A 26,411-nucleotide genomic window follows, 5' to 3' on the forward strand; every position below is an offset into this window, starting at 1 on the left:
TTATGGTGTTTCGTGCGATAAAGCCGACTTCATTTGCCAATGTCCTCGTCCTGGCATTTCCGATCCTGGTGCTGTGCATCCCCAAAGGGGCCGGGATCTTCCTCGCCGGCGTGGTAGGACTCGCGCTGTGGAGCGGGCATGGCATCCGCACTACCTGGTCCGAGGGGCGCGGTGTGCTGTATCCGCTGGGGCTCGCTATTCTAGCCCTGACGATCGTCTACCTGGGCTCGAAGCTGGTCTTCGGCGTGCCGTGGAACGTGATTGATAATCCCTCCCGGAGCCTGTTGGCGCTGCTGGCTTGCCTGGTCATCCTGCACACCGCGCCCGACCCGCGCGTGCTTTGGCGAGGCATCACGATCGCCCTGGCGGCTGGCTTCGCCATCGTGGCGTACCAGTACTTTGTCCTGCAGGAGCCGCGCCCGGCGGCCTGGACCCAGGCCATCGCGTTCGCCAACATGGTGGCGGCGCTGGGCATCATCGGATTCGTGAGGCCGGGCACCGATCGGCGCGCGCATGTGGTGGCCTGGCTCAACCTGGCGCTGGCCATCGCCATCCTGGCCCTGAACGGCACGCGGGGCGCGCTGCTGGCGCTGCTCGTCACCATGCTGCCGCTGCTGCTGGTGCGCTACCCCGGCCTGAAGCCGTGGCGCTTCGTCACTGCGATCTCGCTGATCGGGCTGCTGGGCATCGGCCTGTACCTCGTGCCGAGCAGTCCGGTCGAGCAGCGTGTCGATCAGGTCCGCACCGAGATCAAGGGATTTCAGCACGGCGACAACGAGACTTCGGTCGGCGCACGCCTGAAGATCTGGGAGATCGCCATCGATTCGGTTCGTGTCCATCCGTGGATGGGCGTCGGCGTGGGGCAGTTTGCCCGGGTCCTGCGCGCTTCCGAGTTCTGCCGGCAACACCCGTCGCCGATCTGCCGGCTCGAGCACGCGCACAATGACATATTCGAGGCGGCCGCCACGATGGGCGTGCCCGGGGTGTTGGCGCTGCTGGGTTTGTTTTTCGTGCCGGGCATGCTGTTCTGGCGGCTGTTCCGCACCAGTTGCCGCAACGCCAACGGGCTTGGCGTCAGCCTCAGCGCGTCCGGCATCGGCGTGGTCCTGGCCAGCCTGATCAGCGGCCTGACCCAGGTGACGATGGCGCACCAGGCCAACATCGTGTTCTACGCCGGCATCGTCGGGCTGCTGCTCGGCCTGGCTGCCCTACAAGCAAGACATCCCCGCGCCGGCGGGGTGGAGAACCTGTGAACGTTCGAGAACAACACGCCCCCCACGGCCGCGAGGCCGATACCCTGAAGCGCGTCTGGGCCTACCTGCGTCCGGAGATGCGCGTCTTCGTCGTCGCCATCATCGCGATGGCGGTGGTGGCGGGTGCGGAAGGCTTGATCCCCAAGGTCGTCAACGACCTGCTCGACAAGGGGTTCGGCGGCGCCTACGTCGGCAAGCTCTGGCACGTGCCGGCGCTGCTGACCGGCGTGGCGCTGATCCGCGGCGTGGCGCAGTTCGCCTCCGGCTACCTGCTGAGCCTGATCTCCAACCGCGTGCTGCTGAAGATGCGCATGCAGATGTTCGAGCGCATGCTGCACGCGCCGGCGCTGTTCTTCCACCGCAATACCGCGGCGTCGCTCATCAACGCGGTGATCTTCGAGGTCAACCAGGTCATGCAGATCCTGACCGGCGTGCTGATCACGCTGGTGCGCGATTCGCTGACGGTGCTGGCGCTGCTGGTCTACCTGTTCTACACCAACTGGCGGCTGACGCTGGTGGTGGCGGTGATCCTGCCGGTGATCGGCTTCGTGATGTCCAAGGTCAACCGGCGCCTGCGCCGCCTGAACCGCGACCACCAGGCGCTGACCAACAGCGCGGCCTACGTGGTCGAGGAAGCGGTGGGCGGCTACAAGGTGGTCAAGCTGCACGGCGGCGAACAGTACGAGACCCGGCGCTTCGCCGCGATGGCCGAGCGCCTGCGCGGCTATTCGATGCGCATGGCGGTGGCGGGCGGGCTGAACCAGCCGGTCACGGCCTTCCTGGCCTCGCTGGCGCTGTCGGTGATCCTGACCATCGCCATGATCCAGTCGCAGTCCAACCAGACCACGGTGGGCAGCTTCACCGGCTTCGTGATGGCGATGCTGCTGCTGATCTCGCCGCTCAAGCACCTGACCGACCTCAACCAGCCGCTGCAGCGCGGCCTGACCGCGGCCGAGATGATCTTCGGCCTGATCGACGAGCCGGTCGAGCGCCAGGAGGGCGGCCTGCCGCTGGCGCGCGCGCGCGGCGACCTGGTGTTCGACAAGGTGAGCTTCCGCTACGGCGACGCCGGCCGGCCGGCGCTGGACAAGGTCAGTTTCCACGCCAGCGCGGGCGAGGTGGTGGCGCTGGTGGGGCCGTCGGGCAGCGGCAAGACCACGCTGGTCAACCTGGTGCCGCGCTTCTTCGACCCGACCGAGGGCCGCATCCTGCTCGACGGCCAGCCGATCGACGTGTTCACGCTCAAGGACCTGCGCACCCAGATCGCCTTCGTCAGCCAGGACGTGGTGCTGTTCAACGGCACCGTGGCGGCCAACGTTGCCTACGGCGTGCACGACGCGCAGGACATCGACATCGCGCGCGTCGAGCGCGCGCTGGCGGCGGCCTACCTGACCGACATGGTCAAGGGCCTGCCGCAGGGCCTCGAGACCAATATCGGCGACAACGGCATGAAGCTGTCGGGCGGCCAGCGCCAGCGGCTGGCGATCGCGCGCGCGATCTACAAGGACGCGCCGATCCTGATCCTCGACGAGGCCACCTCGGCGCTGGATTCGGAGTCGGAGCGCCAGGTCCAGGCCGCGCTGGAGGCGCTGATGGTCGGCCGCACCACGCTGGTGATCGCGCACCGCCTGTCCACCATCGAGAACGCCGACCGCATCGTGGTGCTGGACCACGGGCGCGTGGCCGAGCACGGCAGCCACGAGGAGCTGCTGTCGGCCGAGGGGCTCTACGCCGGGCTGCACAAGATCCAGTTCGCCACGCACTGAGCGCGGCGCCGGCGCCGCGGGCAGGCGGCGCCACATCCTCCCGCCGGGGTTTGCCGGTGCCGCCGGCCGACTTGGCTAGAATGGCAGGCAAACCACAGCCGAGAGGATGACATGAGCCAGCCCGTTTCCCCGATCAGCCGCTATCCCGTGCCCGCGCTCGTCAATTTGCCCGACGACATCCGCGCGCGCATCCTGGAGGTCCAGGACAAGGCCGGCTTCGTTCCCAACGTGTTCCTCACGCTGGCTCACCGGCCCGACGAGTTCCGCGCGTTCTTCGCCTACCACGACGCGCTCATGCTCAAGGAGGGCGGCCTGACCAAGGGCGAGCGCGAGATGATCGTGGTGGCGACCTCGGGCGCCAACCAGTGCTTGTACTGCGTGGTGGCGCACGGCGCCATCCTGCGCATCTACGAGAAGCAGCCGGCGCTGGCCGACCAGGTCGCGGTCAACTACCGCAAGGCCGACATCACGCCGCGCCAGCGCGCCATGCTCGATTTCGCGCTCAAGGTCTGCCAGGCCTCGCACGAGGTCGACGAAGCCGATTTCGCCGCGCTGCGCGCGCATGGCTTCAGCGACGAGGACGCCTGGGACATCGCCGCCATCACGGCGTTCTTCGGCCTGTCCAACCGCATGGCCAACACCATCGGCATGCGCCCGAACGACGAGTTCTACCTGATGGGGCGCGTGCCCAAGGCAAAATAGCGCGCTCGTTCGCTGATTCGCTGATTCGCCCGCTGCCGGGGCCGCGCGTGGCGTGGTCTCCGGCTCCCGTTGCCTCGATCCACCAACTTCTGTTCGTCCTGCCCGACCGGCACGGCGCCTTCCATCTTGAATCCTGTCTCGCTCTTCTTCGCCCAGGCCTGCCTGGTGGTGGGCACGCCCTTCGTCCTGTGGCGCGGACTGCGCATCGGCAGCATCGTGCCGCTGGTCGCCATGCAGATCGTGGGCGGCATCCTGCTCGGGCCGTCGCTGCTGGGCACCTTGTGGCCGCGGGGCTGGCAGGCGCTGTTCGGCGCCGCGCAGCTGTCGGCGCTGTCGGGCCTGCAATGGCTGGCGGTGGTGCTGTTCGCTTTCCTCTCGGGCCTGCACATCGGCGGCGCCGGGCAGCCGGGCATGCGGCGCATCGCCACGGCGGCGGCGCTGGGCTGCGTGCTGGCGCCGTTCGCGCTCGGCACCGCGGCCGGCGCGTGGCTGGCGCATGCGGCGCCGGCGGTGGTCGGGCCGGCGGCCTCGGCCTGGCAGTTCGCCTTTGCCGTGGGCGTGTCGATGGCAGTGACCGCGCTGCCGGTGCTGGGCGCCATCCTGCGCGAGATGAAGTTGTCCGACTCGGTGCCCGGCCAGCTCGCGCTGGGCTGCTCCGCGTTCAGCGACGCGGCGATCTGGCTGGTGCTCTCGGTCATCCTCGCCAGCGCGGGCCGCTCGTCGGCCGGCGACTTCCTGCGCCTGGCGCTGTGCGGCGCGCTCTACGTCGGCGCCATGCTGTGGCTGGTGCGCCCGGCGCTGGCGCGCCTGCTGCCGCGCATGCAGGGCAACGACGCGCGGCTGGCGCTGGTCGCGGTGCTGATCTTCGGCTCCGCGCTGGTCTCCGAATCGATCGGGCTGCACTACATCCTGGGCGGCTTCCTGGCCGGCGTGGCGCTGCCGCGCGAGGCGGCGGCCGACCTGCGGCGCCAGCTCGAGCCGACCACGGTGGTGGTGCTGATGCCGTTCTTCTTCCTGATGACCGGGCTGCGCACCGACATCGCCATCGGCGGGTACGACACGCTGCTCGTGTTCGCGCTCAGCACGCTGGTGGCGGTCGCCGGCAAGGTGGCCGGCACCGCGCTGCCCGCGCGCCTGGCCGGCCTGCCGCGGCGCGAGGCATGGATGCTGGGCGCGCTGGTGCAGACCAAGGGGCTGATGGAAGTGGTGGTGCTGGGCATCCTGTTCGAGGCCGGGCTGATCGGCCAGACGGCGTTCTCGGGGCTGCTGCTGATGGCGCTGGCCACCACGGTGCTGGCCAAGCCGCTGACGCGCGCCGCTTCCGGGCTGCGCGGCGCCGCCTGAGCCGGGCGCGCTAGCGCGCCTCCGCGCACGCGCCGCTGCGCGGGTCGAACAGGACCGGCCACGCCTGCTCGTAGATCCCCGGCGTGCAATGCTTCTCGCAATGGGCATGGGCCAGCGTCACGCGGCGCGGGTCCTGCCACACCATCAGTGTGCAGCCGCTGTCGTCGAGCGCGCGCAGTTCGATGTGCGGGGTCTTGCGGGTCTGGCGGAACTCGGCCAGGTCGAAATGGCAGGAGCCGCGCCGGCCGACCCACAGGGTCCAGGTGAGGCTGCGCACGTCGTTGCTCGCCACGCGCATGTGCGCGTCCTCGCGGAAACCATCGTCTTCGGTGCGCTGGCAGCTGCCGGCGAGGTCGATGTCGCGCGGCGGTATCGGCGTGGCGCGCTCGCGCGCGGCGCCGGCGGCCGAGGGGCGCGGCTCGGGCGCGCGCGCGGCGGGCGGGGAGGGCGGCGGCAAGGTCACGGTACAGGCCGTCAGCGCGGCAACCGACAGCGCGGCGACCGGCACCCACGCAGGCAAGCGCGTGTTTTTCATGGCTACTCCTTGCGCCCGGTGCCCGCGCGGCCGTCGGGCTGGCCGCGCCCACCTCTACCTGTAGTTATAGCGGATGCGCAAAGGAAGGCGAGGGGAAAGCACGGCGCCTGCGTGCGGCAGGCATCGGAGGCCGCCGCCGGCGTTGCCGCGCCGCGCAACGAAAAGCAAAAACCCCGCGCCGTTGCCGGCGCGGGGTTTTTCATTTGCGGGCCTGCGCGCGCCCGGCGCCGCATCTGGCGACGCGGTGCCGGGCGTGGGCTTACTTGGCCGCGGAGAAGTCGAGCGCGTTGCTCAGGTCGCCCATCGCCTTGCCCTTGTTGGCCAGCAGCGCATCGTCGCGCTGCTTCAGGCCCGGCAGCGTCGGCAGGGCGTAGCGGTGCGTGATGAAGCGCAGGATGGAGGCGGTGTCGTACTGGGTATGGTCGATGAAGCCCTTCTTGGCGAACGGCGACACGATGATCGCCGGGATGCGCGTGCCCGGGCCCCACACGTCGCCCTTCGGCACCGCGGCGTGGTCGAAGAAGCCGCCGTTTTCGTCGTAGGTCACGACGATCAGCATGTTCTTCCACTGCGGGCTTTGCTGGAGCTGGCTGATCACGCTGGCGATGTGGGCATCGCCGTCGGCCACGTTGGCGTAGCCGGCGTGCTGGTTCAGGTTGCCCTGCGGCTTGTAGAACGTGACGGCGGGCAGCTTGCCGGCGGCGGCGTCCTGCAGGAACTGCGAGTCGAAGTCCTTCAGGTGCGCGCCGCGGTAGCTGGCGTTGGCGACCGGGTCCAGCTTGGCGTAGAAGTTGAACGGCTGGTGGTGCGTCTGGAAGTTGGGCACGGCCTGGCCGTTGTTGATCAGCGTGCGGTCGGCCGTCACCTTGGACCAGGCGCCTGCATACCAGGCCCAGTTGACGCCGCGCGCGTCGAGCAGGTCGCCGATGGTGGCCTGCGTCTGCGGCGGCAGCGTGGTGGCCTTGCTCGGGTCGGCATAGGCCGCGTTGCCGCTGGCCGCCGGCGCGTTGCCGCTCGGCTGGTAGGCCGGCTGCATGGTGTTGACGGCGTAGTACATGCCCGTCTTGTCCTTCGGCGTCAGCGTGCTGTCGTTCTTGTAGGTGGCAGCACCGGTCAGGACGCTGGCCGGCGCCGCGGCGGCCGGCGTGAGGCGCACGAAATTGCCGTTGGCATCGGTGTCGATGGCGGAGATCGAGCCGCTGGCCGGCGAGGTGTCCGCGTTCGGGTATTGCGGCGCGCAGGCGCAGACCAGGTACTGGTGGTTCAGGAACGAGCCGCCGAACGCACCCATGTAGAAGTTGTCGGCCAGCGTGTAGTTCTGGGCGACCTTCCACAGGGCCATCTTGCTGCCGTCGTAGTAGCCCATCGACAGGCCGCCGGCGTCGGAGTAGGCCGCGAACTTGTCGTTCTTGCCGCCGTTGATCTGCATCTGGTTGTTGTAGAAGCGGTGCACCAGGTCGCGCGTGATGACGGTCTGGTCCACCACCGTGCTGGTGTTCTGCACGCCGGCCGGGTCGTCGATGCGGAACGGCTTGTTGGCCCAGCCGACCGTGTTGGCCTGCGGGATCGTGACGGTCTGGCCGGTGGCGGTGAAGCCGCCCCAGGTCGGCGGCAGCGAGGACAGCGCGCTGTTGTCGAAGTCCTTCTGCGGCTCGATCTTGCCGTCCGACGTCGGGTTCGCGCCGGGGATGCCGTTGGCGCCCGGGAACAGGCCGTACAGGGTGTCGAAGCCACGGTTTTCCGCGTAGATCACCACCACGGTCTGGATGTTGTTCAGCGCCAGGCGCTTGGCCACGCCGTCGCCGATGGCCTTGCCGATGTCGCCACCAGCGGCCACGGCGTCGGCGATCAGGTCGATGGTCTGGTCGATCTCGGCCTGCAGCGTGGTCTTGATCTTGCTGTCGGTTTCCTTGTTGTGGTCTTCCAGCAGCTTGTCCGCGGCCACGCCGAGGCGGGTGGCCAGTTGCGTCTTGGCCGCGTTGAGGTCGCCGCCGTTGCCGTCCATCAGCGCGGCCAGCTCGGTCGAGATGGCGCTGAGCACGCCGTTGGCCGCCGCCGGTGCGCGGAAGACCAGCGGGCGGGTCACTGCGTTGTGCGCGCTGCCGTCGTTGCGGAAGGCGTCGGTGCCGATCTCGGCCACCACGGCCCCGCTGCCGGTGAGCGTGTAGGCGCCTTGCGCGTCGGTGAAGGTGCTGGCTTCGCCGCTGTCGCACTTGGCGTTGTTGTTGGCGTCGATGCAGACCTTGGCGTGCTCGAAGTAGCTGCCGGTCACTACGCCGGAGGTGGTGGCGGCCGGCGTGGCCGGCGTCGGGCTGACGGAGTCGCTGCCGCCGCAGGCGGTCATGGCGGCAGCGGCTAGTGCTGCCAGCGGAAAGAGTCGAAATGCGCGACGCATGGGTTTTCCTCTTCTATGCGTTTGAGGGGACAAGAAATGGCTGCCGAGGCAAAAAAGGCCGGTGTTTTCCATGAGGCGGGAGTGTGGCGCGCGTCCGTGTCAAATTGATGATGGTGCTGCACAGCGGGGAACTTCGCGTGCCGGCGGCGGTCAGCGCCGCACAAGTCGGTCTGGTGACTGACACGCGGCTGTCATCCGCGTGCGCTAGTGTGGCAAGCCTTCCGGGCGCGAATGCCGACGCCTCGCGCCTGCGCCGCCCCCTCACGACTTCCACGATTTCGCGCTTCGCCTCCATGCTGCCGCCGCCCTTGCCGTTGAATATCTCGTTGCCTTCACCGCAGGCGTGGAGGCGTGCCGCGGGTGGCGGGGCGCTGGTGCTGGCGGTGGCCTTGCTGGGCGCGTGCGGCGGGCAGGACGCGCCGCCGGCGGTGGCGGCCAGCGCGGCCAGCATGCCGGTGGCGGCCAGCGCGCCGGCCCCGGCTTCCAAGGCCGCACCCAAGGCGTTCTACGCGATGATGGCCGAGCGCCATCCGTCGATTCCGGCGCTGGGCGCGCTCGGCAGGGCGCTGTTCTTCGATCCGGCGCTGTCGGCATCGGGCCAGCAGGCCTGCGCGAGCTGCCACAGCCCCACGCATGCCTACGGGCCGCCCAACGACCTGTCCGTGCAACTGGGCGGCACCGACATGCGGCACCCGGGCACGCGCGCCGCGCCGTCGCTGCGCTATGTGCAGAACGTGCCGCCGTTCGCCGAGCACTTCCACGAGAACGACGGCGACGACTCGGTCGACCAGGGGCCGACCGGCGGCCACGACTGGGACGGCCGCGCCGCGTCGACGCACGAGCAGGCCGGCGCGCCGCTGCTGTCCGCGCACGAGATGGCCAACGGCACGCCGGGCGCGGTGGTCGCGCGCATCCGCTCGGGCCCGCATGCGGACACCTTCCGCCAGGTGTTCGGCAAGGACATCCTCGACGACGAAGGCACCGCCTACCAGGCCATCGTGATGGCGCTCGAGGTCTTCCAGGAAACGCCGGCCGAGTTCTATCCGTACACCAGCAAGTACGACGCCGTGCTGCGCGGCCAGGCGGCGCTGACCCCGCAGGAAACGCGCGGGCTGCGCGTGTTCAACGATCCGGACAAGGGCAATTGCGCCGCCTGCCACCCGGGCAGCATCCGCGAGGGCGCGTTCCCGGCGTTCACGGACTTCGGCTTCATCGCGCTGGGCGTGCCGCGCAACCGCAAGCTCGCGAGCAACGCGGACCCGGCCTTCTTCGACATGGGTCTGTGCGGCCCCGACCGTACCGACCTCAAGGAGCGAGGCGAATACTGCGGGCTGTTCCGCACGCCGTCGCTGCGCAACGTGGCGCTGCGCCGCACGTTCTTCCACAACGGCATGTTCCATTCGCTGGAAGCGGTGCTGCATTTCTACGCGGAGCGCGACACCAACCCGGGCCGCTGGTATCCGCGCAAGCCCGGCGGCGGCGTCGACAAGTTCGACGACCTGCCCGCGCAGTACCACGACAACGTCAACATGGAAGCGCCGTTCGGCGGCAAGGCCGGCGGCAAGCCGGCGATGAGCGACGCCGAGATCCGCGACGTGATCGCGTTCCTGAAGACGCTGACGGATGGTTACGCGGTGCCGGCGCCGGCCAAGGTGGCGGCGGCGCGTTGAGGCAGGCTATCTGGGCTGCGCACCGAGGCGGCGCAAGGGCTGCGCATGACGCGGCCGTGGCCGGGCCGCGCATGGCAATCGAGGTTGATGCCCGCCGGCCGCATGGCGCGGTCCGGCGGCTGGTCGGCTGGCGGCGCCTCGTCCCGTCGCAGGCCCCGCCCGCCGACCCGTGGCGATGCGGCGCTCAGTGGCCGATGAGGGTCTGGAGCACCACGCCGGTGGCCACGCCGATCAGGAAGTAGTCGCCGCCCACGCCGACCCACTGGTAGCCGCGCGGCGGCGCGGACAGGCGATGCTCGCGCCAGTTGTCGACCACGTACTGGCGGTCGCGGTATTCCATCGGAATCCGCTCGCCCTTGTGCCAGCCGCCCGGCGGCGGGCGATACCCCTCGGGGCCACGGTCGGGACCGCGGTCCGGGCCGCGGCCATGCGCGGGCCCGTGGCCGTGATCGTGATCGTGATCGTACCGGCCCGGCGGCGGGCCCCTGCGGTCGTCATGGCCCTGGGCGAACCCGGCGACCGAAGTCATCGCGAAAGCGGCCAGCAGCATGCTGGCGACCACCTTGGTCTTTTTCATCGTTTCTTCTCCGAAGAGCCCTGTTCAGGAAGGGCTTGCGGATCAGTCTAGCGTGGATCGCCCGGCACAACTGTTACCAATTCTTCCATTCCGGGAGGCGGGCGCCGCACGCCGGGCTCACATCAGGATGATGTCGTACTGCTCCTGGTGGAACGTCGATTCCACCTGCAGCGAGATCGGCTTGCCGATGAAGTCGCCGAGCATGGCGAGGTGCTGGCTTTCTTCCTCGAGAAACAGGTCGATCACGTGCTGCGAGCCGAGGATGCGGAATTCGCGCGGGTTGAACTGGCGCGACTCGCGCATGATCTCGCGCAGGATGTCGTAGCACACCGTGCGCGGCGTCTTGACCTGGCCCTTGCCCTGGCACACCGGGCACTGCTCGCACAGCACGTGCGCGAGCGATTCGCGCGTGCGCTTGCGGGTCATCTCGACCAGCCCGAGCTGGGAGAAGCTGTTGACGGTGATGCGGGTGCGGTCGCGCGCGAGCGCGCGCTTGAGCTCGGACAGCACGGCGTCGCGGTGCTCGGCGTTCTCCATGTCGATGAAATCGATGATGATGATGCCGCCCAGGTTGCGCAGCCGCAGCTGGCGCGCGATGGTGTGCGCCGCCTCCAGGTTGGTCTTGAAGATGGTGTCGTCGAAGTTGCGCGCGCCGACGTAGCCCCCGGTGTTGACGTCGATGGTGGTCATGGCCTCCGTCTGGTCGATCATCAGGTAGCCGCCGGACTTGAGGTCGACGCGGCGCGACAGCGCCTTCTCGATCTCGGCGTCGATGTTGAAGAGGTCGAAGACGGGGCGCTCGCCGGTGTAGTGCGACAGGCGCGGCAGCACCGCGGGCGTGTATTCCTGGGCGAACTCGACCAGCTTCTGGTAGTTCTCGCGCGAGTCCACCTGGATCACGTTGGTGGCGTCGCTGACGAAGTCGCGCAGCACGCGCTGGGCCAGGTTCAGGTCCTGGTAGAGCAGGCTGGGCGCGGGCAGGCTGGTGGCGTTCTGGCGGATCGAGGCCCAGATCTTGCGCAGGTAGGCGATGTCGTTGCCGAGCTCCTCGTCGCTCGATTCCTCGGCGATGGTGCGCACGATGAAGCCGCCGCGCTCGTCGGCCGGCACCAGGCCCTGCACGCGCGCGCGCAGCGCTTCGCGGTCGACCTCGCCTTCGATGCGCTGGGAGATGCCGATGTGCGGGTCCTGCGGCAGGTAGACCAGCGTGCGCCCGGCGATGCTGACCTGGGTCGACAGGCGCGCGCCCTTGGTGCCGATCGGGTCCTTGATCACCTGCACCATCAGCGCCTGGCCTTCGTACAGCGTTTTCTCGATCGCCAGCGGCGCGGCGTTGCCGTTCTTCTCGGGGTCGCGCGGGTGCCAGATGTCGGCGACGTGGAGGAAGGCCGCGCGCTCCAGGCCGATGTCGATGAAGGCGGACTGCATGCCCGGCAGCACGCGCACGACCTTGCCCAGGTAGATGTTGCCGACCAGCCCGCGCGAAAGCGTGCGCTCGACATGGAGCTCCTGCACGGCAGCCTGCTGCACGATGGCCACGCGCGTTTCCTGCGGTGTGATGTTGACTAGGATGTCTTCAGTCATGGTGGGTGAAACTCGTGCCGGCGCGCCGGCCAGATGGTTGTCCGCACTATGCCGCCACGCGCTCCGGGGGCGATGCCACGGCCGTGCATGCCGTGGGTTGACGAAAAGGTCGGTGGCGGGTTCTCAGAACCGTAGTCGGGCCTGTCTGAGCAGGGCAGCCGTCTCGAACAAGGGCAAGCCCATGATACCCGAATAGCTGCCGGCGATTCGCGCCACGAACTCCGCCGCGCGGCCCTGGATGCCGTACGCGCCGGCCTTGCCGGCCGGCTCGCCGCTGGCCACGTAGGCGGCGATCTCGGCCTCGGTCATGGCGCGGAAGGTGACGTCGGAGACCGACAGCGCATGGCGCAGGCCGAGCGTGGAGACCACCGTCACCGCGGTCAGCACGCGGTGGGTCCGGCCCGACAGCGCCGCCAGCATGCGCGCGGCGCCGGCGTCGCCGTCCGGCTTGCCGAGGATCTCGCCGTCCAGGCAGACCGTGGTGTCGGAGGTCAGGATGGGCGCGTCGGGCAGGGCGCGCCGCTCGCGGCGGCGCAGCGCGGCCTCGGCCTTGAGCGCGCACACGCGCTGCACGTAGTCGTCGGGGCTTTCGCCGGGCAGCACCGCTTCGAGCGCTTCGGCGTCTTCATCGTCGCCGGCCAGCAGCAGTTCGTAGGCCACGCCGAGCTGGGTCAGCAGCTCGCGCCGGCGCGGGCTCTGGGAGGCAAGGTAGAGAAAGGGATGGATCACGGCGGTCGGGTAGTCCTGGTGGGAGAAGATCCGGCAGGCGCCATGCGCCGCTTGGGCCGCATTGTACCCTTGTGCTGCATCGCCGCAGATGCGGCCGGGGGGGCGGTGCGCGGGACCGGCGCGCAGGTCAGGCGCGGTGATACGGATGGTTCTGCGTGACCGACCACGCGCGGTACAGCTGCTCGGCCAGCAGCACGCGCACCATGCCGTGCGGCAGGGTCAGGCTGGACAGCCGCAGCAGGGTCTGCGCGCGTGCCTTGAGGGCCGGGTCGAGGCCGTCGGCGCCGCCGATCAGGAAGGCCACGTCGCCGCCCTCGCGCTGCCAGTCGGTCAACTGGCCGGCGAGCTGCACCGTGGTGAGGTCGCGGCCGCGCTCGTCCAGCGCCACGATGCGGCATTGCCGCGGCAGCGCCGCCTCGATGCGGGCCGCCTCGCGCTGCATCACGGTGGCGGCGTTATTGCTGGAGGAGCGCGCCTCGGGCTTGATCTCGCGCAGCTCGATGCGCAGCTCGGGCGGCATGCGCTTGGCGTACTCGGCGAAGCCGGTCTCGATCCAGCCCGGCATCTTGTGGCCGACGGCCACGATCAGCAACTGCATGGCGGGATGACGCCGTGCCGGCTCAGGCCGGACGGGTGGCGCGCTTGCGCGCCGGCGCCTTGGCGGCGGCGGTCCTGGCGGGCGCCTTGGCCGCGGTCTTGGTGGCGGTCTTGACCGGCGTCTTCGCCGCGGTCTTGCGCGCCGCGCCGGTGCCGGCGGCGCTCTTGCGCGGCGCGGCGGACTTGGCCGGCGCGCTGCGCGCGGGAGCCGAGCCCAGGCTGCTGGTCAGGCGTTTCTTGACGGCCGGCGCGCGGTTGACGGCGATGGCGTCGGCGTCGGTGTCCTCGTGGCCGAGCGGCGGCGAGGGCTCTTTCATGCCTTCGGGCAGGCGTGCCAGCGCGGGGCGCAGGTTGCTGGCGCGGCGCACGGTGCGGACCACCGGCGCGTCTTCATCCTCGTCCTCGTCGACCGGCTCGCTGGCCTTGGCCAGGCCCTTTTTGGCGGCGGCCAGCTTCAGGCGCACCGGCTTGTCGCCCCAGATTTCCTCGAGGTTGTAGTACATGCGCAACTGCGGCTGCATGATGTGGACCACGGCGTCGCCGCAGTCGACCAGCACCCATTCGCCCGTTTCCAGCCCTTCCACCGCGACGATGTGGCCGCCCGCGCCCTTGACGGTATCGCGCACCGAGGCGGCCAGCGCCTTGGTCTGGCGGTTCGAGGTCCCGCTGGCGATCACCACCCGGTCGAACAGCTCGGTCAGGTGGGTGGTGTCGTACACCTTGATGTCCTGCGCCTTGACATCTTCGAGGCCGTCGACGATGGCGCGTTGCAGTTTGCGAATATCCATGGTGCGTTCTTGTTCAGCTGAGATCGGTTTGTGGGCGGGCCGCGCCGGGCAGATCCGACGGGGCAGGCCGGTAAAGGCCGCGGCTCGCGATGTAGTGTGCCACGCCGGGCGGCAGTTGGTCATCTGCCGGCTGTCCGGCGGCCAGGCGTTGGCGAAGGGCGGTGGAGGAGAGGTCGACGGCGAGCGTCTGGTCGATCCACATGTGGCCGGAGGGCGTGGATTGTATCAGGTGGGTGGGCGCGCGGCGCGCGGCGAGCTCCTGGCGCACCGGACCGTCGAGTTCGGAGAGGTCGAAACCGGGCCGCGTGGCCACGCACAGATGCACGTCCGCGAACAGCGCCTGCCAGCCGTGCCAGGTATGCAGGCGCAGCAACTGGTCGGCGCCCATCAGCCACGCCAGCGAGGCGTGCGGGCCGTAGCGCTGGCGCAGTTCGTGCACGGTGTCGACGGTGTAGCTGGGGCCGGCGCGGTCCACTTCCATGCGGCTGGCGTGCACGCGCGCGCGCGTGTCGGCCAGCGCCGCCGCGGCCAGCTCGGTCATGGCGAGGCGGTCGGCGGCGGGCGTGACGTCGTCGCCTTTCTGCCAGGACTGGCCGGTCGGGATCCACACCAGCTCGTCCAGTTCGAGCCGCTCGATGCAGAGCCGCGCGAGCGCGACGTGGCCGCTGTGCGGCGGGTCGAAGGTGCCGCCGAGGATGCCGAGGCGGTAGGGGCGCTGGCCGTCGCCGGTGCTGCCTGGTCGGGTCTTGTCGTGTTCCATACGCTCGCCGTCAGGCCCAGTCGCGCACGGGCAGGAAGTCGGTGTACAGCGCCGCTTCGGCGCTGCCCGGCTCCGGCTGCCAGTCGTAGCGCCAGGTGGCCTGCGGCGGCATCGACATCAGGATGGATTCGCTGCGCCCGCCCGACTGCAGGCCGAAATGCGTGCCGCGGTCGAACACGAGGTTGAACTCCACGTAGCGTCCGCGCCGGTAGGCCTGGAAGTCGCGCTCGCGCGCGCCGTAGGGCTGGTCCTTGCGCGCGCGCAGGATCGGCAGGTAGGCATCGAGGAAGGCGTCGCCGACCGATCGCGTCATGGCGAAGCTGCGCTCGAAGCCGAGCGCGGAGAAGTCGTCGAAGAAGATGCCGCCGATGCCGCGCGGCTCGCCGCGGTGCTTGAGGAAGAAATACTCGTCGCACCACTGCTTGAAGCGCGGATGGAGATCCGCGCCGTAGGGCGCCAGCGCGTCGCGGCAGGCGCGGTGGAAGTGCGCGCAGTCGCCGGCGTCGCCGTAGTACGGCGTCAGGTCCATGCCGCCGCCGAACCACCACACCGGCTCGGCGCCGTCCTTGACCGCCAGCAGGCAGCGCACGTTCATGTGCACGGTCGGCACGTAGGGGTTGCGCGGATGGAACACCAGCGACACGCCCAGCGCCTCGAAGCCGCGCCCGGCCAGCTCCGGCCGGCTGGCGGTGGCCGACGGCGGCAGCGCGTCGCCGCGCACGTGCGAAAAGCCCACGCCGGCGCGCTCCATCACGGCGCCGCCTTCCAGGATGCGGGTGCGCCCGCTGCCGCGCAGGCGCTCGGTGGGCGGCTTCTCCCAGGCATCGGTGGCGAACGGCTGGCCGTCGATGGCGGCGACAGCGTCGGTGATACGGTCTTGCAGACCGAGCAGATAGGCACGGACTGCCTGGGAATCGATCATGGTGTGCGGGCGGATGGGCCGGTGCGGCGACGGCCGGGCAGGCGGTTCGCCTGTCCGGCCGTCATGGCGGTGTCATGATTGTACTGGCTGGCGCCGGGAATGCCCGGAATAGGGGCTTTGCGGATGTTTGGCGCGGGGCATGCCGAAACGCTGAAACGCCGGTCCGGACGTCCCGTTAAAAGCGGAGAAATCGTAGCGAGCGGCGCATGGCGGGTCCGAGGAGCGCAGCCGTACATCGGTACGGCGAGCACCACAGGGCCCGCCATGCGCCGCGCAGTAGATTTATCCGCCTTTAACGCTTCAGGGCGCGGTAGCCGATGTCGGTACGATATTGCATACCGTCGAAATGGATCTGCCCGACCGCCGCGTAGGCCGCGCGCTGCGCCGCCTTGACCGTGTCGGCCAGCCCGACCACGCACAGCACGCGCCCGCCGGTGACCTGCAGCACGCCGTCCTTGAGCGCGGTGCCGGCGTGGAAGGTCATGCTGTCCTCGGCCTCGGGCGGGATGCCGGTGATGACGTCGCCCTTGCGCGGCGCGTCGGGATAGCCGTGCGCGGCCATCACCACGCCCAGCGCGGTGCGGCGGTCCCAGTCCAGCTCGATCTCGTCGAGGCGGCCGGAGACCGCGTGCTCCATCACGTCGACCAGGTCGGTCTTCAGGCGCGCCAGGATCGGCTGGGTTTCCGGGTCGCCCATGCGGCAGTTGAATTCCAGCGTCTTGAGGCTGCCGTCGGCGCCGATCATCAGGCCGGCGTAGAGGAAGCCGGTGTAGACGATGCCGTCCTTCTCCATGCCGCGCACGGTCGGCAGGATGATCTCGCGCAGCACGCGCGCGTGCAGCGCGGGCGTGACCACCGGGGCCGGCGAGTACGCGCCCATGCCGCCGGTGTTGGGGCCGGCGTCGTGGTCGAGCAGGCGCTTGTGGTCCTGGCTGGTGGCCAGCGCCAGCACGTTCTTGCCGTCCACCAGCACGATGAAGCTGGCTTCCTCGCCGGCCAGGAACTGCTCGATGACCACGCGCGCGCCGGCGTCGCCGAGGCGGTTGTCGGCCAGCATCATGTCGACCGCGGCGTGCGCTTCTTCCAGCGTGGTGGCGACCACCACGCCCTTGCCGGCGGCCAGGCCGTCGGCCTTGACGACGATCGGCGCGCCCTGCGCGTCGATGTAGGCATGCGCGGCGGCGGCGTCGTTGAAGGTCTGGTAGGCGGCGGTGGGGATGCCGTGGCGCTGCATGAAGGCCTTGGCGAAGTCCTTGGACGACTCCAGCTGCGCGGCGGCCTGGGTCGGCCCGAAGATGCGCAGGCCCTTGGCGCGGAAGATGTCGACGATGCCGGCCGCCAGCGGCGCCTCGGGGCCGACCACGGTGAAGCTCACGCCCTCGCGCTCGGCGAACGCCGCCAGCACTTCCGGATCGGTCAGCGGCACGTTCTGCAGACGCTTGTCGAGCGCGGTGCCGCCGTTGCCCGGCGCCACGTACACCACCTGTACCTTGGGCGACTGGGCCAGTTTCCAGGCCAGCGCGTGTTCACGACCACCCGAGCCGACAACCAATACTTTCATGATCCACTGCCAGAAAAAATTCGCATGCGAAAAAGCGGCAGCGAGGGTCCGCCAGGAACCGCGCTGCCGCCGTGGGACGGGCCTCCTGCCGGACGCCCGCTTATTCCTCGATCACCGCGTTGGTGAACACTTCCTGCACGTCGTCCAGGTTTTCCAGGACGTCGAGCAGCTTCTGCATCTTGGCGGCGTCGTCGCCGGTGAAGCTGACTTCGTTCTGCGGCTTCATGGTGACGTCCGCCAGCTCGGCCTTGAAGCCCGCGGCTTCCAGCGCGGCCTTGACCGTGCCGAAATCGTTGGGCGGGCACAGCACCTCGATCGAGCCGTCGTCGTTGGTGACCACGTCGTCGGCGCCGGCTTCCAGCGCGGCTTCCATCAGCTTGTCCTCGGGCGTGCCGGGGGCGAACAGGAACTGGCCGCAGTGGGTGAACATGAAGGCCACCGAGCCTTCCGTGCCCATGTTGCCGCCGTGCTTGGAAAACGCATGGCGCACTTCGGCCACGGTGCGGGTGCGGTTGTCGGTCAGGCAGTCGACGATGATGGCGGCGCCCGCCAGGCCGTAGCCCTCGTAGCGGATTTCTTCGTAGTTCACGCCTTCGAGGCCGCCCACGCCGCGCTGGATGGCGCGCTGCATGTTGTCCTTGGGCATGTTCGCGTCCATCGCCTTGTCCATCGACAGGCGCAGGCGCGGGTTGGAATCGGGGTCGCCGCCGCCGAGCTTGGCGGCCACCGTGATTTCCTTGATCAGGCGGGTCCAGACCTTGCCGCGCTTGGCGTCAGCGGCGGCCTTCTTGTGTTTGATATTGGCCCATTTTGAGTGACCGGCCATGATTCTCTCCGAAGCGGAATGCGTATTGATGCGCGCGCCTTGGCCGGCGCGCGCCGCCCGCGCCGGGCGGGCCAAGCTGGCCCGGCGGCGCCGGCGGAAGGTGTCGTATGCCTGTGAGCCGGCCTGGGGGCTGGCTATAATCAGCCCAGCATTTTATCACGCGGCCCTGCCGCCGCCGGCCCCCGATGGCGGGAGCCGCCGGCGCGCGGGGAACGACAAGCGGCGGCGCCCCGGGCGCCGCCTGCCAACCAGAGAAATCATGGCCGATCCCATCCTCATTGCCAAGAACGCAGAACTCGAACTCGCCCTGCTGCCCGAGATGGGCAACCGGCACGGGCTGATCACCGGCGCCACCGGCACCGGCAAGACCGTGACGCTGCAAAGCCTGGCGCAGGGATTCTCGCGGCTGGGCGTGCCGGTATTCCTGGCCGACGTCAAAGGTGACCTGACCGGCATCTCCCAGCCGGGCGCGCTGTCCGACAAGCTCAAGGCGCGCCTGCACGACCTGGGCCTGCCCGAGCCGGTGTGGGGCGGCTGCCCCACCACGCTGTGGGACGTGTTCGGGCAGAAGGGCCATCCGGTGCGCGCCACGGTCTCGCACATGGGCCCGCTGCTGCTGTCGCGCCTGCTGGAGCTCAACGACACCCAGCAGGGCGTGCTCAACCTGGTGTTCCGCATCGCCGACGCCAACGGCCTGCTGCTGCTCGACGCCAAGGACCTGCGCGCCATGCTGCAGTACGTGGGCGACAACGCCGGCCAGTTCACCACCGAGTACGGCAACATCTCCACGGCCTCGGTTGGCGCCATCCAGCGCGGCCTGATGGCGCTGGAGTCGCAGGGCGCGGACGTCTTCTTCGGCGAGCCCATGCTCAACCTGGACGACTTCATCCAGACCGAGAACGGGCAGGGCGTGGTCAACATCCTGGCCGCCGACAAGCTGCTCAGCTCGCCCAAGCTCTACGCCACCTTCCTGCTGTGGCTGCTGTCCGAGCTGTTCGAGAAGCTGCCCGAGGCCGGCGACCTCGACAAGCCCAAGCTGGTGTTCTTCTTCGATGAGGCGCACCTGCTGTTCAACGACGCGCCCAAGGCGCTGCTCGACAAGATCGAGCAGGTGGTGCGCCTGATCCGCTCCAAGGGCGTGGGCGTGTACTTCGTCACGCAGAACCCGGTGGACATTCCCGACACCGTGCTGGGCCAGCTCGGCAACCGCGTGCAGCACGCGCTGCGCGCGTTCACGCCGCGCGACCAGAAGGCGGTCAAGGTGGCGGCCACCACCATGCGCGCCAACCCGGCGCTGGACCTGGAAAAGGTGATCGGCGAGCTCGGCGTGGGCGAGGCGCTGGTGTCGCTGCTCGACGCCAAGGGCATTCCCGGCGTCACCCAGCGCGCCTGGGTGATGGCGCCGGGCAGCCGCATCGGCCCGGTCAGCGACGACGAGCGCAAGCAACTGCTGGCCGCGTCGCTGGTGGCCGGCACCTACGAGCAGGCCATCGACCGCGAGTCGGCCTACGAGAAGCTCAAGGGCCGCGCGGCGGGAACGGGAACGGCCGGCAATGGCGCGCCCGCCGGCACGCCCGCCGCGGGCCAGGACGCGCCGGCGCAGGGCGGCGGCTGGCTCGACCAGGCCGGCGAGATCTTCGGCGGCCTGACCAAGGGCACCGGCAAGAGCGGGCGCGGCGACTCCATCCTGGAGTCGATGGCCAAGTCGGCCGCGCGCACGGTCGGCTCGCAGGTCGGCCGCGAACTGATCCGCGGCGTGCTGGGCAGCCTGCTGGGAGGGGGCAAGAAGAAGTAGGCCGCCGCCCGCGCCGGGGCGGCGCGCCGGCTCAGCGCGTCGGCTCAGCGCTTGCGCGCGGCCTCGGCATCCTCGCGCATCTTGCGCAGGAACAGGCGCGTGAAAAACCACCCCATGCCGATGATGAAGGCGATCACGGCCAGGCTCATCAGCCCGGTATCGGTGGTGAACAGGATCTTGAAGGCTTCCATCTGAGTCTCCCTGGTCTGGCGCGGCACGTCGGTCGACGTGCCGCTGCCCAGTCTAGGCAGACCCCCGGCCGCGGGCGTTGAGGCGGATCAATCCGGGTGCAGACTGTGCCGCCCGCGCCCCTCCCGCACCCCTCCCCGCGCTCAGTTCTTGGTGCCGAACAGGCGGTCGCCGGCGTCGCCGAGGCCCGGCACGATGTAGGCGTGCGAATCGAGGTGGCTGTCCAGCGAGGCCACGAACAGCCTCACGTTCGGGTGCGCCTTCTGGAACACTTCCACGCCTTCGGGCGCCGCCACCAGCGCGACGAAGGTGATGGCCTCGTCCTTCACGCCGCGGCGCTTGAGCACGTCGACCGCGTGCGCGGCCGAATAGCCGGTCGCCACCATCGGGTCGCACAGGATGAAGCTGCGGTCCTCCACGTCGGGCAGGCGCACCAGGTATTCCACCGGGCGGTGCTGGTCGTCGCGGTACACGCCGATGTGGCCGATGCGCGCCGACGGAATCAGCTCGACCAGGCCGTCGCTCATGCCCACGCCGGCGCGCAGCACCGGCACGATGGTCAGCTTCTTGCCGGCGATCACGGGCGCGTCCAGCTCGACCAGCGGCGTCTCGATGCGGCGCGTGGTGAGCGGCAGGCTGCGCGTGATCTCGTAGCCCATCAGCAGCGTGATCTCGCGCAGCAGCTCGCGGAACGTGCGCGTGGAGGTCTCCTTGTCGCGCATGTGGGAGAGCTTGTGCTGGATCAGCGGGTGGTCGAGGATGTACAGGTTGGGAAAGCGGGGGTCTTGCTTCATGGCGGATCGGCGGCAGAAAAGGCGCGGAAGGTACGCGCGGGTGTGCGCGGGTGCGCTGGACACGGGAAGGGGCGCGAGGCCCGGTGCAGCCGGATTGTAATGGATGCCGGGCCGCCCGCCGCCACCGTGGCGGGCCGGCCCGCCCGCGTCAGTCCAGCGAGATGCTGGCGCTCCTGGCCACCTTGCCGAACTTCTCGTACTCGGACAGCGTCAGCGACTGCAGCTCCGCCGCGCTCGAGCCCTTCGGGTTGAAGCCGGCCTGCACCAGCTTGTCCTTCACCTCGGCATTGCCGAGCGCCTCGACCAGCGCGGCGTTGAGCGCCTGCACCACCGGCGCCGGCATGCCGGCCGGGCCGTACACGCCGAACCACGGCTCCACGGCGTAGCCGGCCAGGCCGGCCTCGGCCAGCGTCGGCACGTTGGGCAGCGACGGCGAGCGGGTCTTGCCCGCCACCGCCAGCGCGCGCAGCTTGCCGGCCTGGATGTGCGGCAGCGAGGCCGGCAGGTTGTCGAACATCACCTGCACGTGGCCGCCCAGCATGTCGTTGATGGCCGGGCTGCTGCCCTTGTACGGCACGTGGACCAGGCCGGTCTGCGTCATCTGCGAGAACATCGCGCCGGCCAGGTGCATCGAGGTGCCGGCGCCCGCCGTGGCGTAGGTCAGGCCGGGATGCGCCTTGGCATAGCCGACCAGATCGGCCACCGTCTTCACCGGCAGGTCGTTGCTGACTTCCAGCACGATGGTGGAGGTGCCCAGCAGGCTCACCGCGGTGAAGTCCTTGCGCGGGTCGAACGGCACGTGCTTGTAGATGTGCGGATTGAGCGCGTTGGTGGAGATCGCGCCGAAGCCGATGGTGTAGCCGTCCGGCGCGGCCTTGGCCACCGCCTCCATGCCGATGTTGCCGCCGGCGCCCGGGCGGTTTTCCACCACCACCGGCTGGCCCAGCTTCTCGCCGATGCGCTGGCCGACCGTGCGCGCCACCAGGTCGGTGGTGCCGCCGGCGGCGTAGGGCACGACGAAGCGGATCGGCCTGGACGGGTAGTCGCCGGCCGCGCCGGCCACGCCTGGCAGCCAGCTTCCGGCCAGCGCGGCGGCGATGGCGGCCGCGCCCAGCAGGCGCCGGCCGGCGGCCGGCCCGCGCGCGGCGGCGGGCGAAAGGGAGGGAAAGAGGGATGCTGCCGTCATGTGTGCTCCTTGGTTTTTCTTATGCGGCACGCGGGCGGGCGTGCCGACCGGCGAGCTTACGGCAGTTTGGCGAAGGCTGCCAGCGCCGCCTCGGCCGGGTCCGCGCCCGCGCCGCCGCGTCCGCTGCCGCCCGCCGCGGCCCGGCGCGGGCGGCGTCCGCAGCCTTTGCCTCTTTTCGCATACAATGGCTCGCGTCCTGCCCGAGCCGCCTCCGGCGGCGCGCGGCGTGTCCCATCCAGTCCGCCCCCGTGCCCGCATCCCCACTTTCCCGCATCGCGGCTCCCGCGCAGCCCGCTTCCCAGCCACCCTCCCAGCGCAGCGGCCTCGCCGTGGCCGCCATCGGCGCCGTGCTGTTTTCCTGCAAGGCCATCGTCGCCAAGCTGATGTACCGCTACGACGTCGACGCGGTCATGGTCATCACGCTGCGCATGCTGTTCGCCGTGCCGCTGTTCATGGCGATCGGCTGGTGGCAGTCGCGCCGGCTGCCGGCGCTGTCCTGGGCCGACCGCGGCCGCATCGTCTTCCTCGGCTTCATCGGCTACTACCTGTCGAGCTTCCTCGATTTCCTCGGCCTGCAGTACATCACCGCCGGGCTGGAGCGGCTGATCCTGTTCCTCACGCCGTCGTTCGTGCTGCTGACCAGCGCCGTGGTGTTCAAGCGCAGCATCAGCCCCAGGCAATGGCTGTCGCTGCTGCTCGCGTATATAGGCATCGTGCTGGTTTTCGCGCATGATCTGGACGTGAGCGGCAGCGGGGTCTGGCTGGGCGCGGCGCTGGTGCTGAGCAGCGCGCTGACCTACGGCATCTACCTGATCCTGTCCGGCGAGCTGGTGCAGCGCATCGGCTCGCTGCGGCTGGTGGCGTATGCGATGTGCGTGTCCACCGCCTGCTGCATCGTGCAGTATGTCGTGCTGGGGCGCCCCGTGGCGGCGCTGCTGCAGCCGGCGCCCGTGATGTGGCTGTCGCTGGTGAACTCGGTGCTGTGCACGGTGATGCCGGTGTCGCTGACGATGATCGCGGTGGCGCGCATCGGCGCGCCGATGGCGTCGCAGGCCGGCATGCTGGGCCCGGTGTCGACGCTGTTCCTCGGCTTCTGGCTGCTGGGCGAGCCGATCACCGGCGTGCAACTGGCCGGCAGCGCGCTGGTCATGGGCGGGATATATTTGCTGTCGGCGCGCCGGCGCGAACCGGCGCGGGCAGGCTAGAAGACACAAGGCATGGCCAACAACAGGGGCGGGCAGCCGCCTCGATGACACAACAAGGAGTCGACGAGATGGATCTAGGATTGCGCGGCAAGCATGCGCTGGTGTGCGGCGCCAGCAAGGGCCTCGGTTTCGCCTGCGCGGACGCGCTGGCCGCCGAAGGCGTGGACGTGGTGATCGTGGCGCGCGGCGCCGAGGCGCTGGAGAAGGCGGCGGCGGACCTGCGCGCGCGCCACGGCCGGCGCGTGGTGGCGGTGGCCACCGACATCACCACCCCGGAAGGACGCAAGCTGGCGCTGGATGCCGTCGCCAGGCTCGGCGACCTGGACATCCTCGTCAACAACGCCGGTGGCCCGCCGCCGGGCAATTTCCGCGACTGGGACCGCGATGCGTGGCTGGCCGCGATCGACGCCAACATGCTGACCCCGATCGAGCTGATCAAGTCCACCGTGGACGGCATGATCGCGCGCAAGTGGGGCCGCATCATCAACATCACCAGCGGCGCGGTCAAGGCGCCGATCGACGTGCTCGGCCTGTCCAACGGCGCGCGCTCGGGCCTGACCGGCTTCGTCGCCGGGCTGGCGCGCGAAGTGGCGCAGCACGGCGTGACCGTCAACAACCTGCTGCCGGGGCCGTTCCATACCGACCGTCTGTTCAAGACGATGGAAGGCGGCGCGAAGAAGGCCGGCCTGACGGTGGAGGAAGTGGCCGAGCGCCGCGCCGCGCAGAACCCGACCCGCCGCTTCGGCGAGCCGGCCGAGTTCGGCGCCACCTGCGCCTTCCTGTGCAGCCGCCAGGCCGCCTACATGACCGGCCAGAACATCCTGCTGGACGGTGGCGCGTTCCCGGGCACGTTCTAGGCTGCTTTTCGCCGTTTGCCCCGTTTTGCCGTACCCCGCGCGTGGCCTTGCCGCGCACGGGGTGTTTCCCGCCGGGCCGCGCCGGCCCGGCCTTTCCCTGACTGGCCCGGATGACGCAGATGACTTGCCCCCGCATTGCGCTGATCGCGCACGACCACAAGAAAGACGACATCGTCGCCTTTGCCCAGCGCCACCGCGATTTCCTCGCGCGCTGCGAACTGCTGGCCACCGGCACCACCGGCGGGCGCCTGGCCGACGAGGTCGGCCTCACGGTGACGCGCATGCTCTCCGGCCCCTGGGGCGGCGACCTGCAGATCGGCGCGCAACTGGCCGAAGGCCGCGTGGGCGTGGTGATCTTCCTGCGCGACCCGATGACGCCGCAGCCGCACGAGCCCGACATCAATGCGCTGGTGCGCGCCTGCGACGTGCACAACGTGCCGTGCGCGACCAACGTGGCGACCGCCGAACTGCTGGTCGCCGAACTGCGCCGGCTCTACCCCGAGCCGGGCACGCAAGCCTGATCCCTCACAAGTCGCGGTTGCAAGAACGACAGGAGCACAACATGAGCAAGGCCATCCGTATTTTCGAGACCGGCGGACCGGAAGTGATGCAGTGGGTGGATGTCGAGGTCGGCGAGCCCGGCCCCGGCCAGATCCGCGTGCGGCACGAGGCCGTGGGCCTGAACTACATCGACGTGTATTTCCGCACCGGCCTGTACAAGCAGCCGCTGCCCGGCGGCATCGGCATGGAAGGCGCCGGCGTGGTGGAGGCGGTGGGCGAGGGCGTGACGCACCTCGGCGTGGGCGACCGCGTGGCCTACGCGGGCCGTCCCACGGGCGCCTACGCGCAGGTGCGCGTGATGCCGGCCGACATCGTGGTGCGCCTGCCGGACGCGATCTCGTTCGAGCAGGGCGCGGCGATGATGCTGCAGGGCCTGACCGTGCAATACCTGGTGCGCGACAGCTACCGCGCGCAGCCCGGCGACACCGTGCTGCTGCACGCGGCCGCGGGCGGCGTGGGCCTGATCGCCAGCCAGTGGCTCAAGGCGCTCGGCGTGACCGTGATCGGCACCGCCGGCAGCGACGAGAAGGCGGCGCTGGCGCGCGCGCACGGCTGCGACCACACCATCGTCTACACGCGCGAATCGTTCGTCGACCGGGTCAAGGAGATCACCGGCGGCAAGGGCGTCGCCGCGGTCTACGACTCGGTGGGCAAGGACACCTTCAACGGCTCGCTGGACTGCCTGGCGCCGCGCGGCACGATGGTGGTGTTCGGCAACGCCTCGGGCCCGGTGCCGCCCTTCGATCTTTCGGTGCTCGGCAACAAGGGCTCGCTGCGCCTCACGCGGCCCACGCTGATGACCTACGTGGTCCACCGCGAACTGCTGGAGCCGATGGCGGCCGACCTGTTCGAGATGGTCACCAGCGGCAAGGTCAAGATCGAGGTGCGCCAGCGCTACGCGCTGGCCGACGTGGCCCAGGCGCACCGCGACCTGGAAGGCCGCAAGACCACCGGCACCACCATCCTGCTGCCCTGAGCGCGGCGGCTAGCGCGCGCGCACGGTGGTGGCGCCGGCGCGCGCCTCGGCCTGCCGCAGCACATGCGGCGGCAGGGCCTTGAGCATGAAGTGCACCGCCAGCGGAATCAGCACCACGTCGTCGACGATGCCCAGCCCGAGGATGAAATCCGGGATCAGGTCGATCGGCGAGATCGCATAGAGCACCAGCCCGAAGCTGGCCGGGCGCAGCCAGCGCGGCGCGTCCGGATGGCGCAGCGCGAACCACAGCAGGCGGCCGTCGCGCCGCAGCAGGGTCCATAGCGCGGAGAATCGTTTCCACATGAGAGGGGCTCCTTTACTCAGCGAGATTCATTCGCCATAAAGCTGGAGGGCGGGTCTTGTCTCGCAAGTAGCTTGGGGTGGTTGGCGGGGGTTCAAGTTCCCCGGTGACGGGGATTGCTATTTGTGGTTTTGGCTTGGCTTGCGGGTTGGTGTGCTTGTGCTTCAACGTCAACTTCAGATTCAAATTCGACGTCAAAGTCAAAGTCAAAGGCTTTCGCTCCCCCGGAGCGACCTACTTTCTTTTCCCCGAAAAGAAAGTAGGCAAAGAAAGCGGGCTGCCTGGCCGGCAGAGGCAGAAACGTTGGGGTTTCTAGTGTTTCTGGTTTCGTCGTGGGGTCTGTGGTTCTGCTGGCATCCTGCCGTTACCGGTTCGGCTGGCCACGATCTGGCTGGCGGCAGTGGTTTCGGGGTTAGACCTATGATGGCGAGCGCATTGCTGGTTCGGCCATCTACCGTTACCGGTGCTGGCGGCCACGACATAGCACCCTCGTGTTTTCGTGGTGGGCGCGGTGGACCCGGCGCGGGTGTGCGGGATT

General features: G+C 69.7%; 25 protein-coding genes. 10 read left to right on the forward strand and 15 right to left on the reverse strand.

The genetic code is table 11. The annotated features are described in order from the left end of the window. Window positions 1-2 precede the first annotated feature (2 nt). The 4 genes from KF708C_RS03920 to KF708C_RS03935 all read left to right on the forward strand — a co-directional run bounded on the left by KF708C_RS03920 (window position 3) and on the right by KF708C_RS03935 (window position 5,065). Window positions 3-1,253, forward strand: a complete 1,251-nt coding sequence (locus KF708C_RS03920) for an O-antigen ligase family protein (protein WP_059410810.1) — start codon at window positions 3-5, stop codon at window positions 1,251-1,253. After that, window positions 1,250-3,019 (forward strand): lipid A export permease/ATP-binding protein MsbA, encoded by a 1,770-nt coding sequence (msbA, locus tag KF708C_RS03925; protein ID WP_020423652.1) that lies wholly within the window; start codon window positions 1,250-1,252, stop codon window positions 3,017-3,019. The genes KF708C_RS03920 and msbA overlap by 4 nt, the downstream gene beginning before the upstream one ends. 111 nt (window positions 3,020-3,130) lie before the next feature. Continuing rightward, complete coding sequence (locus KF708C_RS03930) at window positions 3,131-3,721, forward strand: peroxidase-related enzyme (protein WP_059410811.1); 591 nt, start codon at window positions 3,131-3,133, stop codon at window positions 3,719-3,721. Window positions 3,722-3,847: 126 nt separating this feature from the next. Further along, complete coding sequence (locus KF708C_RS03935) at window positions 3,848-5,065, forward strand: cation:proton antiporter (RefSeq protein WP_059410812.1); 1,218 nt, start codon at window positions 3,848-3,850, stop codon at window positions 5,063-5,065. 10 nt (window positions 5,066-5,075) lie between these two features. Here the strand turns inward: KF708C_RS03935 and KF708C_RS03940 are convergent, their stop codons facing one another. Together KF708C_RS03940 and acpA are read right to left on the reverse strand one after the other, a co-directional pair. Next, the gene (locus KF708C_RS03940; RefSeq protein WP_020201023.1) at window positions 5,076-5,600 is read right to left on the reverse strand and encodes a hypothetical protein; all 525 of its coding nucleotides are present in this window, start codon (window positions 5,598-5,600) and stop codon (window positions 5,076-5,078) included. A 259-nt stretch (window positions 5,601-5,859) separates the two neighbouring features. After that, complete coding sequence (gene acpA / locus KF708C_RS03945; RefSeq protein ID WP_059410813.1) at window positions 5,860-7,995, reverse strand: acid phosphatase; 2,136 nt, start codon at window positions 7,993-7,995, stop codon at window positions 5,860-5,862. Between the two features lie 293 nt (window positions 7,996-8,288). On the opposite strand from acpA, the gene KF708C_RS03950 reads away from it, so the two are divergent. After that, the gene (locus KF708C_RS03950; protein WP_156173719.1) at window positions 8,289-9,665 is read left to right on the forward strand and encodes a cytochrome-c peroxidase; all 1,377 of its coding nucleotides are present in this window, start codon (window positions 8,289-8,291) and stop codon (window positions 9,663-9,665) included. A gap of 184 nt (window positions 9,666-9,849) precedes the next feature. On the opposite strand, the gene KF708C_RS03955 is transcribed toward KF708C_RS03950, so the two are convergent. The 9 genes from KF708C_RS03955 to KF708C_RS03995 all read right to left on the reverse strand — a co-directional run bounded on the left by KF708C_RS03955 (window position 9,850) and on the right by KF708C_RS03995 (window position 18,009). Continuing rightward, on the reverse strand, window positions 9,850-10,242 hold the full coding sequence (locus KF708C_RS03955) for an RcnB family protein (RefSeq protein ID WP_059410815.1): 393 nt from the start codon (window positions 10,240-10,242) through the stop codon (window positions 9,850-9,852). Window positions 10,243-10,359: 117 nt separating this feature from the next. After that, complete coding sequence (rng, locus tag KF708C_RS03960) at window positions 10,360-11,826, reverse strand: ribonuclease G (protein WP_029043189.1); 1,467 nt, start codon at window positions 11,824-11,826, stop codon at window positions 10,360-10,362. Between the two features lie 123 nt (window positions 11,827-11,949). After that, window positions 11,950-12,552: a Maf family protein gene (locus KF708C_RS03965; protein WP_059410823.1), complete on the reverse strand. Its 603-nt coding sequence runs from the start codon at window positions 12,550-12,552 to the stop codon at window positions 11,950-11,952. A gap of 130 nt (window positions 12,553-12,682) precedes the next feature. After that, window positions 12,683-13,153 (reverse strand): 23S rRNA (pseudouridine(1915)-N(3))-methyltransferase RlmH, encoded by a 471-nt coding sequence (rlmH, locus tag KF708C_RS03970; protein ID WP_020201029.1) that lies wholly within the window; start codon window positions 13,151-13,153, stop codon window positions 12,683-12,685. Between the two features lie 22 nt (window positions 13,154-13,175). Continuing rightward, the gene (rsfS, locus tag KF708C_RS03975; RefSeq protein ID WP_059410816.1) at window positions 13,176-13,940 is read right to left on the reverse strand and encodes a ribosome silencing factor; all 765 of its coding nucleotides are present in this window, start codon (window positions 13,938-13,940) and stop codon (window positions 13,176-13,178) included. A gap of 13 nt (window positions 13,941-13,953) precedes the next feature. Beyond that, window positions 13,954-14,700, reverse strand: coding sequence for a nicotinate-nucleotide adenylyltransferase (locus KF708C_RS03980; protein WP_059410817.1), 747 nt, complete (start codon window positions 14,698-14,700; stop codon window positions 13,954-13,956). A gap of 10 nt (window positions 14,701-14,710) precedes the next feature. Continuing rightward, entirely contained in the window at window positions 14,711-15,622 is a 912-nt protein-coding gene (hemF, locus tag KF708C_RS03985) for an oxygen-dependent coproporphyrinogen oxidase (RefSeq protein WP_059410818.1), read from the reverse strand. Window positions 15,623-15,914: 292 nt separating this feature from the next. Continuing rightward, window positions 15,915-17,183, reverse strand: coding sequence for a phosphoribosylamine--glycine ligase (purD, locus tag KF708C_RS03990; protein ID WP_059410819.1), 1,269 nt, complete (start codon window positions 17,181-17,183; stop codon window positions 15,915-15,917). Between the two features lie 100 nt (window positions 17,184-17,283). Next, window positions 17,284-18,009, reverse strand: a complete 726-nt coding sequence (locus tag KF708C_RS03995; protein WP_020423653.1) for a YebC/PmpR family DNA-binding transcriptional regulator — start codon at window positions 18,007-18,009, stop codon at window positions 17,284-17,286. A gap of 259 nt (window positions 18,010-18,268) precedes the next feature. Between KF708C_RS03995 and KF708C_RS04000 the strand changes: the two genes are divergently transcribed. Next, window positions 18,269-19,804: a helicase HerA-like C-terminal domain-containing protein gene (locus tag KF708C_RS04000; RefSeq protein ID WP_059410820.1), complete on the forward strand. Its 1,536-nt coding sequence runs from the start codon at window positions 18,269-18,271 to the stop codon at window positions 19,802-19,804. A 44-nt stretch (window positions 19,805-19,848) separates the two neighbouring features. Here the strand turns inward: KF708C_RS04000 and KF708C_RS34310 are convergent, their stop codons facing one another. The 3 genes from KF708C_RS34310 to KF708C_RS04010 form a co-directional block, all read right to left on the reverse strand. Next, complete coding sequence (locus KF708C_RS34310) at window positions 19,849-19,995, reverse strand: DUF3149 domain-containing protein (RefSeq protein WP_020201036.1); 147 nt, start codon at window positions 19,993-19,995, stop codon at window positions 19,849-19,851. 141 nt (window positions 19,996-20,136) lie between these two features. Beyond that, entirely contained in the window at window positions 20,137-20,787 is a 651-nt protein-coding gene (gene upp / locus KF708C_RS04005) for a uracil phosphoribosyltransferase (RefSeq protein WP_020201037.1), read from the reverse strand. A 148-nt stretch (window positions 20,788-20,935) separates the two neighbouring features. Next, the gene (locus tag KF708C_RS04010; protein ID WP_082079421.1) at window positions 20,936-21,973 is read right to left on the reverse strand and encodes a Bug family tripartite tricarboxylate transporter substrate binding protein; all 1,038 of its coding nucleotides are present in this window, start codon (window positions 21,971-21,973) and stop codon (window positions 20,936-20,938) included. A 248-nt stretch (window positions 21,974-22,221) separates the two neighbouring features. Between KF708C_RS04010 and KF708C_RS04015 the strand changes: the two genes are divergently transcribed. From KF708C_RS04015 to KF708C_RS04030, 4 genes are all read left to right on the forward strand, one after another. After that, the gene (locus KF708C_RS04015; RefSeq protein WP_081651636.1) at window positions 22,222-23,178 is read left to right on the forward strand and encodes a DMT family transporter; all 957 of its coding nucleotides are present in this window, start codon (window positions 22,222-22,224) and stop codon (window positions 23,176-23,178) included. A gap of 68 nt (window positions 23,179-23,246) precedes the next feature. Continuing rightward, window positions 23,247-24,035 (forward strand): SDR family oxidoreductase, encoded by a 789-nt coding sequence (locus tag KF708C_RS04020; protein WP_059410821.1) that lies wholly within the window; start codon window positions 23,247-23,249, stop codon window positions 24,033-24,035. Between the two features lie 119 nt (window positions 24,036-24,154). Continuing rightward, entirely contained in the window at window positions 24,155-24,556 is a 402-nt protein-coding gene (locus tag KF708C_RS04025) for a methylglyoxal synthase (RefSeq protein WP_020207063.1), read from the forward strand. A 41-nt stretch (window positions 24,557-24,597) separates the two neighbouring features. After that, a complete protein-coding gene (locus KF708C_RS04030; protein ID WP_020207062.1) occupies window positions 24,598-25,572 on the forward strand; it encodes a quinone oxidoreductase family protein in 975 nt (324 codons plus the stop codon). Between the two features lie 9 nt (window positions 25,573-25,581). On the opposite strand, the gene KF708C_RS04035 is transcribed toward KF708C_RS04030, so the two are convergent. Then, window positions 25,582-25,875 (reverse strand): YkvA family protein, encoded by a 294-nt coding sequence (locus KF708C_RS04035; protein ID WP_020207061.1) that lies wholly within the window; start codon window positions 25,873-25,875, stop codon window positions 25,582-25,584. Between the last annotated feature and the right edge of the window lie 536 nt (window positions 25,876-26,411).

Source organism: Cupriavidus basilensis (genome assembly GCF_000876015.1).
In the GTDB taxonomy this organism is placed as follows: Bacteria; Pseudomonadota; Gammaproteobacteria; order Burkholderiales; family Burkholderiaceae; genus Cupriavidus; species Cupriavidus basilensis_B.

What these genes read in the sequence shown, in the direction of transcription:
- KF708C_RS03920 (WP_059410810.1), top strand. Translation starts at nt 3, where the DNA reads ATGGTGTTTCGTGCGATAAAGCCGACTTCATTTGCCAATGTCCTCGTC.
- KF708C_RS03930 (WP_059410811.1), top strand. Translation starts at nt 3,131, where the DNA reads ATGAGCCAGCCCGTTTCCCCGATCAGCCGCTATCCCGTGCCCGCGCTC.
- KF708C_RS03940 (WP_020201023.1), bottom strand. Translation starts at nt 5,600, where the DNA reads ATGAAAAACACGCGCTTGCCTGCGTGGGTGCCGGTCGCCGCGCTGTCG.
- acpA (WP_059410813.1), bottom strand. Translation starts at nt 7,995, where the DNA reads ATGCGTCGCGCATTTCGACTCTTTCCGCTGGCAGCACTAGCCGCTGCC.
- KF708C_RS03950 (WP_156173719.1), top strand. Translation starts at nt 8,289, where the DNA reads ATGCTGCCGCCGCCCTTGCCGTTGAATATCTCGTTGCCTTCACCGCAG.
- KF708C_RS03955 (WP_059410815.1), bottom strand. Translation starts at nt 10,242, where the DNA reads ATGAAAAAGACCAAGGTGGTCGCCAGCATGCTGCTGGCCGCTTTCGCG.
- rng (WP_029043189.1), bottom strand. Translation starts at nt 11,826, where the DNA reads ATGACTGAAGACATCCTAGTCAACATCACACCGCAGGAAACGCGCGTG.
- rlmH (WP_020201029.1), bottom strand. Translation starts at nt 13,153, where the DNA reads ATGCAGTTGCTGATCGTGGCCGTCGGCCACAAGATGCCGGGCTGGATC.
- rsfS (WP_059410816.1), bottom strand. Translation starts at nt 13,940, where the DNA reads ATGGATATTCGCAAACTGCAACGCGCCATCGTCGACGGCCTCGAAGAT.
- KF708C_RS03980 (WP_059410817.1), bottom strand. Translation starts at nt 14,700, where the DNA reads ATGGAACACGACAAGACCCGACCAGGCAGCACCGGCGACGGCCAGCGC.
- hemF (WP_059410818.1), bottom strand. Translation starts at nt 15,622, where the DNA reads ATGATCGATTCCCAGGCAGTCCGTGCCTATCTGCTCGGTCTGCAAGAC.
- purD (WP_059410819.1), bottom strand. Translation starts at nt 17,183, where the DNA reads ATGAAAGTATTGGTTGTCGGCTCGGGTGGTCGTGAACACGCGCTGGCC.
- KF708C_RS03995 (WP_020423653.1), bottom strand. Translation starts at nt 18,009, where the DNA reads ATGGCCGGTCACTCAAAATGGGCCAATATCAAACACAAGAAGGCCGCC.
- KF708C_RS04000 (WP_059410820.1), top strand. Translation starts at nt 18,269, where the DNA reads ATGGCCGATCCCATCCTCATTGCCAAGAACGCAGAACTCGAACTCGCC.
- KF708C_RS34310 (WP_020201036.1), bottom strand. Translation starts at nt 19,995, where the DNA reads ATGGAAGCCTTCAAGATCCTGTTCACCACCGATACCGGGCTGATGAGC.
- upp (WP_020201037.1), bottom strand. Translation starts at nt 20,787, where the DNA reads ATGAAGCAAGACCCCCGCTTTCCCAACCTGTACATCCTCGACCACCCG.
- KF708C_RS04010 (WP_082079421.1), bottom strand. Translation starts at nt 21,973, where the DNA reads ATGACGGCAGCATCCCTCTTTCCCTCCCTTTCGCCCGCCGCCGCGCGC.
- KF708C_RS04020 (WP_059410821.1), top strand. Translation starts at nt 23,247, where the DNA reads ATGGATCTAGGATTGCGCGGCAAGCATGCGCTGGTGTGCGGCGCCAGC.
- KF708C_RS04025 (WP_020207063.1), top strand. Translation starts at nt 24,155, where the DNA reads ATGACTTGCCCCCGCATTGCGCTGATCGCGCACGACCACAAGAAAGAC.
- KF708C_RS04030 (WP_020207062.1), top strand. Translation starts at nt 24,598, where the DNA reads ATGAGCAAGGCCATCCGTATTTTCGAGACCGGCGGACCGGAAGTGATG.
- KF708C_RS04035 (WP_020207061.1), bottom strand. Translation starts at nt 25,875, where the DNA reads ATGTGGAAACGATTCTCCGCGCTATGGACCCTGCTGCGGCGCGACGGC.